Consider the following 12,432-nt stretch of genomic DNA (forward strand, 5'->3'; position numbering starts at 1 on the left):
CTCCTTATTCGGCTGCCTGCGGATAGCCGATCGTCGCCATCGGCTTGAATTCGTGTTTGTCCTTGCCGGAGACGCGCTCCGACCAGGGATCGACCTGGGCAAATTTCTGGCTGAAGACGAAGCGCTCGTAATAGGCCTTGCGCTTTTCGGCATCGCCCATGATCTGGCGGCGGATTTCCTCCAGGCCGACGCGCTTGGCCCATTTGTAGATGCGCTCGAGATAGCGGGCCTGCTCGCGGTACATCTGCGTCAGCGCCACAATGTGCTCCAGCGCCTCATCCTCGGTCTTCACCAGGCCGAGCACCTCGGTGCCCTTGATGTCGAGACCGGCCGCTCCGGCAAAATGGATTTCGAAACCGGAATCGACGCAGATCACCCCGATATCTTTGCAGGTTGCTTCGGCACAATTGCGCGGGCAGCCCGACACGGCCATTTTCAGCTTGGCCGGCGTCCACGAGCCCCACATGAATTTCTCGATGCGGATGCCGAGACCGGTGGAATCCTGGGTGCCGAACCGGCACCAGTCGGAGCCAACGCAGGTTTTGACCGTACGCAGGCCCTTGGCATAGGCCTGGCCGGAGACGAAGCCGGCCTTGCCGAGATCGGCCCAGACGGCGGGCAGGTCTTCCTTCTCGATGCCGAGCAGGTCGATGCGCTGGCCGCCCGTGACCTTGACCATCGGGATTTCGAACTTGTCGACGACATCGGCGATGGCGCGCAGCTCATTCGAATTGGTGACGCCGCCCCACATGCGCGGCACGACGGAGTAGGTGCCGTCCTTCTGGATGTTGGCGTGGACGCGCTCATTGATGAAACGCGACTGGTAGTCATCGGCATATTCGTCCGGCCAGTCACAGACGAGGTAATAGTTGAGCGCCGGGCGACACTTGGCGCAGCCGCAGGAGGTCTTCCATTCCAATTCCTGCATGACGGCGGGAATGCTCTTTAGACCCTTTGCCTTGATCAGGCGGCGAACGTCGTCGTGGCCGAGTTCGGTGCAGGTGCACATCGGCTGCACGGCGGCCGGATTGTAGCCGTCGCCGAGCGTCAGCGCCATCAGCTGTTCGACGAGCCCGGTGCAGGAGCCGCACGAGGCCGAGGCCTTGGTATGGGCGCGCACGTCGTCGAGCGACGTCAGCCCTTTGCTCGTGATCGTCGAGGTGATCTTGCCCTTGCATACGCCGTTGCAGCCACAGATTTCCGCGTCATCCGGCAAGGCTGCAACGGCCGCCATAGGGTCCAGCGGCGACCCTCCCTGGTAGGCCTGACCGAAGATCAGCGTCTCGCGCATCTCCGAAATATCGGTCGCTTTCTTCTTCAGATCATTAAACCAGGCGCCGTCGGCGGTCTCGCCGTAGAGCACCGTGCCGATGATCTTGTTGTCCTTCAGCACGAGGCGCTTGTAGACGCCGGCGCTGGCATCGCGCAGCACGATCTCCTCGCGGTCATCGCCGTCGGCGAAATCGCCGAGCGAATAGAGTTCGATGCCGGTGACCTTGAGCTTGGTCGGCGTGTCCGCATGCACGAAAGCCGGCGAACGGTCGCCGGAGAGATGCGCGGCGGCGATGCGAGCCATTTCGTAAAGCGGCGCGACGAGGCCATAGACCATGCCGCCCACCTCGGCGCATTCGCCGAGCGCAAAGATATCGCCGTCCGAGGTCTGCATGCCGGCATCGACGACGATGCCGCGATTGACCGCAAGGCCGGCGTCCTTCGCCAGGCCGACGCTCGGACGAATGCCGACGGCCATGACGACGAGGGTTGCCGGGATGATGCGGCCGTCGTCGAGCTCGATGCCCTCGACCTTGCCATTGCCGATGATCGCCTTGGTATTGGCCTTGCAGATGACCTTGATGCCGCGTTCCTCGACCGCCTTCTGCAGGAGATAACCGGCGGCGGGATCGAGCTGGCGCTCCATCAGCGTCGGCATGACGTGCAGAACGGTGACGTCCATGCCGCGCTGGGCGAGGCCGGCCGCCGCTTCGAGGCCAAGCAGACCGCCGCCGATGACGACCGCCTTTTCGCGCGACTGGGCGGCAAGCAGCATGGCCTGCACGTCGTCGAGATCGCGATAGGTGATGACGCCGGGCAGATCCTTGCCGGGAACCGGGATGATGAAGGGCACGGAGCCGGTGGCGATCACCAGCTTGTCATAACTTTCAGTAACGCCATGGTCGGAGGTGACCGTCTTGGCATCACGATCGATGTTGATGATCTTGTGGCCCTTGTAGAGCATGATGCCATGCTTGATGTACCAGCCGTCACCGTGAATGATGATCTGCTCGTAGTCCTTCTCGCCCGAGAGGACCGGCGACAGCATGATACGGTCGTAATTGACGCGCGGCTCGGCATTGAAGATCGTGACTTCATAGCGTCCGGGCGCCCGTTCGAAGAGGTGCTCCAGCATGCGCCCGGGCGCCATGCCATTGCCGATGATGACGAGTTTTTCGGTCATACGTTCAAGTCCCTTGGATTAGGTTGCAGCCACGGGCGCCGAGTGCCCTTGACGCGACAGTTGCTTGACGGACAGGTGCATCCAGATCAGCGAGATCGCGACGATTGCGAAAAGCAGCAGGAAGCAGCTGGACCAGAGGCCGGTCATGTCCTTGAGGAGGCCGAAGGCGATCGGCAGGATGAAGCCGCCGAGACCGCCCATCATGCCGACGATGCCGCCGACGGCGCCGACGCTGTCGGGATAATAGGCCGGAATGTGCTTATAGACGGCGGCCTTGCCGAGGCTCATGAAGAAGCCGAGCACGAAGATGACGACGATGAAGATCACAGGTGTGATGGTCGCGGCCGGCAGCGACAGGATGAGGGTGGCCACGGCCGAGACGGCAAACATCGCATACATGACGCTGCGTGCACCCTTCTTATCCGACAGCACACCGCCGAAGGCGCGGAAGATGCTGCCCGGGATCGAGTAGGCCGCCGCGATCATGCCGGCAGTTTCGAGGTTGAAGCCGTAGACGCCGACCAGGTAGCGCGGCAGCCACAGCGACAGGGCGACGAAGCCGCCGAAGGCGAAGAAATAGTAGAGCGAGAAGCGCCAGACCTGAACGTTCTGCAGCGGTGCGAATTCCTGGGCGAGGCTCTTGGAGGCAACGCCGCGCTCGCGGCGCAGACGGAAGGCCGGATCGTCAGTCGTGGTGAACCAGAAGACGATAGCCATCAGCGCCAGACAGACGGCCCAGATTTCGGCAACCGCCTGCCAGCCCCAGGCGAGCAGTACGAAGGGAGCGGCGAATTTGGTGACAGCCGCGCCGACATTGCCAGCGCCGAAGATGCCGAGCGCCGTTCCTTGCTTCTCCGCGGGGAAGAAAGGCGAGACATAGGCGACGCCGACCGCGAAGGAGCCGCCGGCAAGCCCGACGCCGAGGCCGGCGATCAGCATCTGCGTGTATGTATGGGCGTAGGAGAGCAGGAAGGTCGCCACTGCGGCGGCAAGCATCGTCAGCGTGTAAACGAGACGGCCGCCATAACGCCCCGTCCAGATGCCGAGGACGATGCGCACGAGCGAACCGGTCAGAACCGGGGTGCCGATCAGCAAGCCGAACTCGGCCTCATTCAGGTTGAGCTCCTGCTTGATACGGATGCCGATGATCGCAAAGATCGTCCAGACGGCGAAACAGAGGGTGAAGGCGACCGTGGAGATCCACAGTGCTTTGGCTGGTTCGCCGGCAGACATGGGCGGCACTTTCTCGATGACAGACATGGCTTCTCCGTGGCCCGACAAGGTCGCGCCGATCCATCGCTGGGGGTTAAAAACAAAAAGCCGCTGGTCAGGTTGCGCATGCACGAGGTGCGCGAAATATCCTGATCAGCGGCTTTGCTGGGGGCGCCCGCCGTTGGACGCCGAATTTATGGTCTTCTGGGAGCGCCTAGCGGGCCCTCATACTGCGCTGATCGCCATTGATCTGTGCGATAGTATCCCTGCAAGCTGCATGCCAGTTTGGGTTTTTATTTTAAATTATTGAATTTAAACGGTATTTTTAAATCTGGCCATCTGCTCGTTTTTGCGGCTGCCAAAAATCGTGCAAATCTTTTGTGCGTTGCGGTGATGGCGGGCGTCGAATTTTGCTGGCGTTTTGTGCAGGCCGGCAGGGATCAGGTCTCATCGCTGTGGGAAGCGAAGGGCAGGGCGCTTTTGACGGCAAAGCTTGCGACATAGTCCGGCAGTTCCGTCGGATCGAAGACGTGGCCATCCATGAAGCGGTCGCCCTCGTCATTGCCTTCGATGCGGATATCGGCGTCCTCGGGCGCGTTTTCGTCGCCGAGCGCCGTGCGATAGAGATCCGGGCGGTAGGCGGATGCGGCGGCGCGCGCCTTGTTGAGGCTGGCCTCGGCCTGTCCCCAGCGGATCATCTGGCTGTAGATCCAAAGCGCATGGCTCGGCCGGGGGTAGTTGGCGAAGCCGGAATGAAACTGGAAATAATCGGCGATGATGCGCCGGTTTCCTCTAGCATCGAGGCTGAATTCGCCGGCGAGAACGCGGCGAATGATATCGACGGGAGCAGCAATATAACGTGGATCGGCAAGGGCGGCGGCCAGCGCGTCGTGATTGTCCGGCAGGTCGCACCAGCGGGCTGCCGCGTCGAGCGCCACGATCAGCCGGGAAACAGTCTCCGGATGACTTTCCGCCCAATCCGGCCGCATGCCGATCACCTTTTCCGGCGCCGACGGCCAGATATCCTGTTTGGCGGCAACGATGCGGCCGAGACCGCGCTCCGAGGCGACCATGTTCCAGGGCGCACCGACGCAGAAGCCGTCGATCGCCCCGGCTGCCAGCGCATCCGATGTCAGTGGCGGCGGCACGACGACAAGTTTGACGTCCTTGTCGGGATCGATGCCGCCGGCCGCCAGCCAGTAGCGGAATTCGTAATTGTGCGAGGAGAAGGGATAGGTGACCCCGAAGGTCGGCAGCGGCTCGCTGCGCGCCTTTATCGCCGCGATCGTTTTTGCCAGAGCATAGGCGTTATCCAGTGCGCTTGCCGTTTCCGGCAATCCGGCGTCGTCCCGCATCCTGTCGAAGAGCCGCGCCGACAGCGTGATCGCATTGCCGCCGCGCCCAAGGGAAAACGGCGTGATTGTCGGCGAGGGATTGGAGCCGAGGCCGAGCATGGAAGCGACCGGCATCGGCGACAGCATGTGGGCGATATCGAATTGGCGGAATGCCAGGCGATCGCGCACGTTTGCCCAGGAGACGTCCTTGACGAGATCGAGCGTCAGGCCTTCCTTCTGCGCGAAGCCGAATTCCGCTGCCGCGATCAGCACCGATGCGTCGACGAGCGGAATGAAGCCGGCCCGCAGCACTTTCGGGCCTTCATTGTTGATATACGCGGGCGAGGGCAGCCCGCCGCTGGAACTGGCGGTCTTTGTGATCATGTCCACTCCGGTTTCCTCCGGAAATTTAGGAGGCGCGCCATCACATCAAAAGTCCCGCGGCGGTGACAACGCTTTGGGCGATTTCGGACATCTTCTTCTTCTCGTTCATCGCCGTCTGGCGTAGCAGGGCGAAGGCCTCTTCCTCGCTCAAGCCGCGTTTCTTCATCAATATGCCCTTGGCGCGCTCGATGAGCTTGCGCTCCTCCAGCGCCGAACGGGCATCGGCAAGCTCCCGCCGCAATCGGCTGAAGGCGTTGAAGCGGCTGACGGCCATGTCGAGGATCGGTTTGACGCGTTCCTTCTTCAGTCCGTCGACGATATAGGCGGAGACCCCGGCATCGACGGCTGCCTCGATCGAGGCCGTGTCGGAGCGATCGACGAACATGGCGATCGGCCGGCTGACCGTACGCGTCAGTTGGAACAGATGCTCCATCATGTCGCGGTTGGGATTTTCGATATCGATGATGATCACGTCAGGCATCAGCGTTTCGATGGTGCGCGCGATGCCGTTGACCTCATGCACCACGGTGACGCGCGCATGCCCTGCCTCGCGCAGCCCTTCTTCGATGATCGAGGCGCGAATGGCATTTTCGTCGATCACCAGAATCGTCAGATCGAGATGCGTCATTGCTATATTCATGACGCACTGCAGCAATTTTGGCAAGCGCGCCCGCCTGAAAAGTGTGCATAAATAGGTATGCACAAAAAATGATCAAACTGCCGCTTTCGGGCGCAGTATAGACACACGCATTCTAAGCCCATCCAAGGCTGGCGTCGATACTGTCATCTTTGGAGGTAGTCGATGAGACGGTGGAAGTTTTCGAGGAATGGCAGAAGGGTGCTCAAAGCGTCCAGGACGATTTCGCCGACTGTCGGCGGCATCGACAGGATCAGATCATCCAGGCTGCCTGAGCGCGGGCGGCGGTTGCGCCTGCTTTTGACCCCTTTCATTGTGCGCCCGCGGGAAAAAATAATGCGGCGCCGGGCCGGAAATCGAAAGAGCATGCCTTCGGTTATCGTGATATATAACCTAGTTAAAATCCTGGGATGGGAAGCTGTTACTGTGGGCGGGCGCGATCCTGATCATCGTAATCTCACGACCGCTTCCGGCGGACGGATTCCATACCCTCGATTTGAGATGAACGACATTTAACACAAGGCTTTGGAGGGCCGACCATGAGCTTGCGTATCAACGATATTGCCCCCGATTTTACTGCCGATACCACGCAGGGACCGATCAGTTTCCATGAGTGGATCGGCAACGGCTGGGCGGTTCTGTTCTCGCATCCGAAGAATTTCACGCCCGTCTGCACCACCGAGCTCGGCGCCATGGCCGGCCTGGCGGGCGAATTTTCCAAGCGTGGCGCCAAGATCATCGGCATCTCGGTCGATCCTGTGGAAAGCCATGCCAAGTGGAAGGGCGACATCAAGACGGCTACCGGCTTCGACGTCGAATATCCGCTGATCGGCGACAAGGATCTCAAGGTCGCCAAGCTCTACGACATGCTGCCGGCCGGCGCCGGCGAGAGCTCGGAAGGCCGCACGCCTGCCGACAACGCGACGGTGCGCTCGGTTTTCATCATCGGCCCTGACAAGAAGATCAAGCTGATCCTGACCTACCCGATGACGACCGGCCGGAATTTCAACGAGATCCTGCGCGCCATCGATTCCATCCAGCTGACGGCAAAGCACCAGGTGGCGACGCCGGCGAACTGGAATCAGGGCGAGGACGTCATCATCACCGCCGCGGTGTCCAACGAAGACGCGATCACGCGCTTCGGCTCCTTCGATACGGTGCTGCCGTATCTGAGAAAGACGAAGCAGCCGTCGGCCTGATCGCTGCTGTGAAGCCCGCCGCCGTGGCCATTGGCCCGGCGGCTTTTTTGTGATCAGGGCTATTCAGGTTTCGCTGGCGCATCCAACAACTGGACCAGAACGCCATTGCTCCCCCTGAGGTCTGTGAAATCGAGAAATGTGTGAGGGCCGTAAACATCGTCCCACGTTGTCAGCGGATTGCCATTTAGGCTGGTTCGTGTGGAGCCGCTCTGGCTCAGGTGAAGAGTTCTGACCATGTCATCAAAAAATGCGCGTTTGTCCTGTGTATTTGATGCCACTCCGCAGTTTGTGGCGTTGATAGCGGGACCGCTGATCTTCTCGAGAAGCAAGCTGAAGCGACCAGTAGTGAGAGTTCCTTCAAAGACTTCGAGATGACGCGTGATGTCTGCAGTTTGCTTTTCCGTCTTATCCGTTGACTTCCGCATGGACATCGCCTGCGCTGTGGCGCTGATACGTTCAAAATTTTCGGGCTCAAGCGTGCACATCACCTGAAACGTATTGATGACCGCATCGTCATGATTCGCTAGAGGACCCGCTGCCGTCGCGTGTTCGGCGTTTACCGCAAAAGCTGAAACGGGGTGAATGGTGCCCAGCAGTATTGCGCCTATAGCGATCTTAGTCACACCCATGTTTAGTCTCCACTCTGGTGGCCGGGGCGTCTAATAGATCGTCGTCGGCTGCGAGCGCTTTTTCGCATGAAAGCCGAAAATTGGAAAGCTCAGACCGTCCGCGCCAAATGGGGAAGCGTCGCGCCTAGATTGATGGTATCTAAGATCGGCGTCGCGATGGAAGTCGAACCTGCCGAGATCCAATGATAGGGCGAAAGCGTCAGTCCGACATGGGGAGAAGCCTGGCGAAGGCGCTGCTTTCGCTCTGTTTTCTGTTTTGTGCGATAGGTGCGCCGAAGGCCCAACCGGAAGGGAGTGCCGCCGAGCCTGCCTGCCTTTATTCTGGACCGTCGGCGGCGGGACCGGATGAGACGCTCTGCATCCGCAAGGACAGTTTCAATCGCGATCTCTGCGTCGCGATCGAGCATTTCGCCAGCGCCAATCGACTGCCGCCGGATTATTTCGCCCGTCTCATCTGGCGTGAGAGCACCTTTCGCCCCGATGCCGTCAGCTTCAAGGGAGCGCAGGGAATTGCGCAGTTCATGCCCGGAACTGCGAAACTGCGCCGCCTCGAAGACAGCTATCAGGTGTTGGAAGCGCTCAGGAAATCGGCGCAGTATCTCGACGAGTTGCGAAATCGGTTCGGCAATCTCGGACTTGCCGCAGCCGCCTATAATGCCGGCGAAAACGGCCTTGCCGCTTACCTCGCGTCAGGCAGATTACCTTACGAGACGCGGGGTTATGTGATGGCGATCACTGCCCATACGGTCGAGGAATGGAAGGATAACCCGCCGGAGAATGCGGCAGCCCCGCTCGATAAGGACAAGCCCTTCCTCGATGGCTGCGTGGCGCTCGCCGAAAGGCGGAGGTTGAAGGATACGCCCTGGCGTCAGGAGGGCAACTGGGCGCCCTGGGGCGTTCAGCTGGCCGCGAATGCCGATGTAGCGGTGGCCCGGCGCCTGTTTCTCGATGCCGTGCAGGATCTGCCTTCACCCCTGGATGCGGAGCAGCCGCTGATCCTGCGCCAGCGCGACCGCAGCTTCGGTTTCCGTCCGCGTTATGTCGCCCGCATCGCCCGGCAGACGCGCATGGAAGCCAACGACGTCTGCAACCAGATCCGCCGGCGCGGTGGCACCTGTCTGGTTTTCAAGAATCAATAGCCGGGCGGTTAGCCACTCCGGGGAAACTCCTCTTGCAGGATCTTGGGTCGGCGCAGCATAGTCGGTGCGGATCATGCCAAGGGAGGAACCACAATGCGGGTTTTGGTCATCGGGGCGACGGGCCATGTCGGAACCTATCTTGTTCCGCGTCTGGTGGAGGCGGGGCACGACGTCGTCACCATCAGCCGCGGCGCGGCGAAGCCTTATAGGGAAAACCACGCCTGGGCCTCCGTCGACCAGCGCCAGATGGATCGGTCCGGGATGGAGCGGGCCGGCGAATTCGGCAAAGCCGTGCGCGCATTGAAGGCCGATATCATCATCGACATGATCTGCTTCACGCTGGAAAGTGCCGAGCAACTGGTGACGGCCTTGTCCGGGCATGTCGGCCACTTCCTGCACACCGGCACGATCTGGACGCATGGTTACCCCACGACAGTGCCGACACGGGAGGAAGCGCCGAAGTCTCCCTTCGGTGATTATGGTATCCAGAAGGCGGCGATCGAAACCTATCTGCTGCAGCAGGCACGACTGCACGGCTTCCCGGCAACCATCATTCACCCTGGCCACATTGTCGGCACCGGATGGGCGCCGCTCAATCCGGCCGGCAATTTCAACCTGGAGGTCTTCTCGACCCTTGCCCGCGGCGAAACCCTGGCCCTGCCCAATTTCGGCCTGGAGACCGTTCACCACGTCCACGCCGATGACGTGGCGGCGATGTTCATGGATGCAATTGCCCGTTGGAACGCCTCGATCGGAGAAAGTTTCCACGCGGTTTCGGAGCAGGCCCTGACCCTTCGCGGTTATGCGGAGGCGATGTCGCGCTGGTTCGGGCGAGAACCGAACCTCACCTTCGCGCCGTTCGACGTCTGGGCCGAAGGCCAAACGGCCGAGGATGCGGAGGCGACATGGGAGCATATTGCCCGTAGTCCGAATTGCTCGATCGCCAAAGCCCGACGCCTGCTCCATTATGCGCCGCGATATACGTCGCTGCAGGCGGTGCAGGAATCGGTCGGCTGGCTTGTCGGGCAGGGGCGGATCACGGCGTGATCCGGCCGGGTCTTAACCGATCAGAATGGCTCTGAAATCATTGACGTTGGTGCCGGTCGGCCCCGTTTCGAAGAGGTCGCCGACGGCAGCAAAGCCCGAATAGCTGTCATTGCCGTCAAGCAGCCGGCGCGCGTCGAGCCCGGCGGTGCGAAGGCGCTTGACTGTGCCGCCGTCGGCAAAGGCGCCGGCATTGTCTTCCGAGCCGTCGATGCCGTCCGTGTCGGCGGCAAGGACATGAATGTCCTGCTGTCCGTCGATCGCGAGCGCCATGGCGAGCGCGAACTCGCCGTTGCGCCCGCCCTTGCCGCCCTTGCCCCGGAGCGTCACCGTCGTCTCGCCGCCGGACAGGATGACGACCGGCTTCGAAAAAGGCCTGTTCCGACCGAGCACCTCGCGGGCGATCGCCGCATGCACCAGCGCCACGTCGCGCGATTCACCCTCGATCGCATCGGAAAGGATCGCCGCTTCGATCCCTTGCTCTTTCGCCTGGGCGGCCGCTGCCTCCAGCGATACGCCGGCCGAGGCAATGATGTGATGCTCGTGCCGGGAAAACACCGGATCGTCTGGACGAGGCGCATCGGCTTTCGGCGAGTTCAGATGATCGAGGGCGGCTTGCGGCAGCTGCAAACCGTACTGCCTGATGATCTCGAGGGCCTCGTGCCGAGTTGAGCCGTCGGGCACGGTCGGCCCGGAGGCGACATGGGCGGGATTGTCGCCCGGAATGTCGGACACGATCAGGCTGACGACCCTCGCTTTCGTCGCCGCCGCAAGTCTGCCGCCTTTGATGGTGGAGAGATGCTTGCGCACGACATTCATCGCCGAGATCGGCGCGCCCGAAGCAAGCAGCATTTCGTTGAGTGCAATCTCGTCTTCAAGGGTCAGTCTCTCCGGCGGGGCGGGTAGCAGCGCCGAGCCGCCGCCGCAGACGAGAGCAATCACCAGATCGTCTTCCGTCAGCTGGTTCACCGTTTCCATCAACCGCCTTGCCGCAGCAAGCCCCGCCGCATCGGGCACCGGGTGAGCCGCCTCGATGATCTCGGTGTGGCGCGTGTCGCAGCCGTAGCCGTATCGGGTGACCACCAGTCCCTCGAGCGGTCCGTCCCAGACGCTTTCGAGCGCTTGGGCCATCTGCGCCGCGCCCTTGCCGGCGCCGATCACCACGGTTCTGCCTTTCGGCTTCTCCGGCAGGCGGGCCTTTATGCCGGTCAACGGATCGGCGGCGCGAACCGCCGCGTCGAACAGGCTTTTCAGGAAGTCGCGAGGGGCGGCGGTTATTGTCATCATTGGTCTCTGCTGGCTGAGGTGTCGGTCACGACCGAGACTGTCGGCGCATCGGCGGGCCGCCGTCAAGGTCGAAGACAGTGCGATGTGACCACGCGGCGCCAAGTCTTGCCGTCGAACCAGGCAAACGAATAGAAAGCATTAACCATCGTCCCGTAGACAACACATAGGATCAAAGGAAACCTGTGTTCGATGGCTACTGAAACGACCCGCCGCCCTGCCGCCTCTCATGAAGGCAAGGTCATTGCCTTTCCCTCCGCAACCGGAATCGCCAATATCGAGCGCTGCGCCCGAGAACTCGGCCGGCGTCATGGTGCGGACGCGATCGAATTCTGGAAGGCCGAATGCCGCAGGCTGGCCGACCAGTTGTTGGCCGCGGGCATTGCGGAGAGCGATGTCCGTCAGCAGGTGCTGGAGTTTCAGCAGGATGTCCAGATCGAGCTCGTCCTTAGCCATCAAAAGCGGGCTGTCGCCAAATCTCAAAAACGCTGACGCGTGGCGCCCGAAAACATGCGGCTGTTTCTGGAGCAGCCAAAAACCAAGAGTTAAGCCGCACTTTATGCATGAAGTCCGCGGCAGTCCGCCTGAGTGGCAATCTGGCGGAGTGAGGGCGCCGTCGCCGGTCTGGAGCGCATAAGGAACTTCCGCGCAGATATGGAGTTGATGTTGTCGATTGACAGCATTGACGCTGCGGGAGTCCTCTTAAATGTCCAACAAATCCAACTTCTTCTCTTCCTTCGCAACCGCCGTCGCCGAGCTGTCGGGAAGGCCGTTCACCTTTGTTGCAGCCCTGATGCTCGTGCTTGTCTGGGCGGTTTCCGGACCCTTTTTCGATTATTCCGAAACTTGGCAGCTGGTGATCAACACGACGACCACGATCATCACTTTCCTTATGGTGTTTGTGTTGCAGAACAGCCAGAACCGCGACGGCAAGGCTCTGCAGGCCAAGCTTGATGAGCTCATTCTGACAAGCCAGGCCGCCAATAAATTTGTCGGTATCGAGAAGCTGGACGAGGGCGAACTCCGGGAAATGAGCAAGACCCTGGCTGAAAAGGCTGAACACATGGAGGAGGAAGCGGAAGAACGATCCGCCGCCGAGACGTCAATTTAAACGC

Annotated in this window: 11 protein-coding genes; 5 read left to right on the top strand and 6 right to left on the bottom strand. The window is 61.1% G+C overall.

The genetic code is table 11. From position 1 onward, the window contains the following. Positions 1–4: 4 nt before the first annotated feature. The 4 genes from nirB to AMC88_RS09220 form a co-directional block, all read right to left on the bottom strand. Entirely contained in the window at positions 5–2,455 is a 2,451-nt protein-coding gene (gene nirB, locus AMC88_RS09205; RefSeq protein ID WP_064829931.1) for a nitrite reductase large subunit NirB, read from the bottom strand. An 18-nt stretch (positions 2,456–2,473) separates the two neighbouring features. Beyond that, entirely contained in the window at positions 2,474–3,715 is a 1,242-nt protein-coding gene (locus AMC88_RS09210; protein WP_012483573.1) for an MFS transporter, read from the bottom strand. Between the two features lie 392 nt (positions 3,716–4,107). Further along, a complete protein-coding gene (locus AMC88_RS09215; protein WP_170960104.1) occupies positions 4,108–5,391 on the bottom strand; it encodes a CmpA/NrtA family ABC transporter substrate-binding protein in 1,284 nt (427 codons plus the stop codon). Positions 5,392–5,425: 34 nt separating this feature from the next. Continuing rightward, positions 5,426–6,013 (bottom strand): ANTAR domain-containing response regulator, encoded by a 588-nt coding sequence (locus AMC88_RS09220; protein WP_064825174.1) that lies wholly within the window; start codon positions 6,011–6,013, stop codon positions 5,426–5,428. Positions 6,014–6,561: 548 nt separating this feature from the next. On the opposite strand from AMC88_RS09220, the gene AMC88_RS09230 reads away from it, so the two are divergent. Next, positions 6,562–7,221 (top strand): peroxiredoxin, encoded by a 660-nt coding sequence (locus AMC88_RS09230; RefSeq protein ID WP_012483577.1) that lies wholly within the window; start codon positions 6,562–6,564, stop codon positions 7,219–7,221. A gap of 59 nt (positions 7,222–7,280) precedes the next feature. On the opposite strand, the gene AMC88_RS09235 is transcribed toward AMC88_RS09230, so the two are convergent. Further along, positions 7,281–7,850 (bottom strand): hypothetical protein, encoded by a 570-nt coding sequence (locus AMC88_RS09235; protein WP_016732853.1) that lies wholly within the window; start codon positions 7,848–7,850, stop codon positions 7,281–7,283. 182 nt (positions 7,851–8,032) lie between these two features. Here AMC88_RS09235 and AMC88_RS09240 point away from each other — a divergent pair, with 182 nt between their 5' ends. Together AMC88_RS09240 and AMC88_RS09245 are read left to right on the top strand one after the other, a co-directional pair. Further along, complete coding sequence (locus tag AMC88_RS09240; RefSeq protein ID WP_064829932.1) at positions 8,033–8,989, top strand: lytic transglycosylase domain-containing protein; 957 nt, start codon at positions 8,033–8,035, stop codon at positions 8,987–8,989. A gap of 93 nt (positions 8,990–9,082) precedes the next feature. Next, complete coding sequence (locus tag AMC88_RS09245) at positions 9,083–10,036, top strand: NAD-dependent epimerase/dehydratase family protein (protein WP_012483579.1); 954 nt, start codon at positions 9,083–9,085, stop codon at positions 10,034–10,036. 12 nt (positions 10,037–10,048) lie between these two features. Here AMC88_RS09245 and AMC88_RS09250 read toward each other — a convergent pair whose 3' ends face one another. Then, positions 10,049–11,317, bottom strand: coding sequence for a glycerate kinase type-2 family protein (locus AMC88_RS09250; protein WP_012483580.1), 1,269 nt, complete (start codon positions 11,315–11,317; stop codon positions 10,049–10,051). Positions 11,318–11,509: 192 nt separating this feature from the next. Here AMC88_RS09250 and AMC88_RS09255 point away from each other — a divergent pair, with 192 nt between their 5' ends. Together AMC88_RS09255 and AMC88_RS09260 are read left to right on the top strand one after the other, a co-directional pair. After that, positions 11,510–11,809 (top strand): DUF6074 family protein, encoded by a 300-nt coding sequence (locus AMC88_RS09255; RefSeq protein WP_004671291.1) that lies wholly within the window; start codon positions 11,510–11,512, stop codon positions 11,807–11,809. A gap of 214 nt (positions 11,810–12,023) precedes the next feature. Beyond that, the gene (locus AMC88_RS09260) at positions 12,024–12,428 is read left to right on the top strand and encodes a low affinity iron permease family protein (RefSeq protein ID WP_012483581.1); all 405 of its coding nucleotides are present in this window, start codon (positions 12,024–12,026) and stop codon (positions 12,426–12,428) included. Positions 12,429–12,432 lie beyond the last annotated feature (4 nt).

The sequence above is a fragment of the Rhizobium phaseoli genome (assembly GCF_001664385.1).
GTDB classification, from domain to species: domain Bacteria; phylum Pseudomonadota; class Alphaproteobacteria; order Rhizobiales; family Rhizobiaceae; genus Rhizobium; species Rhizobium phaseoli.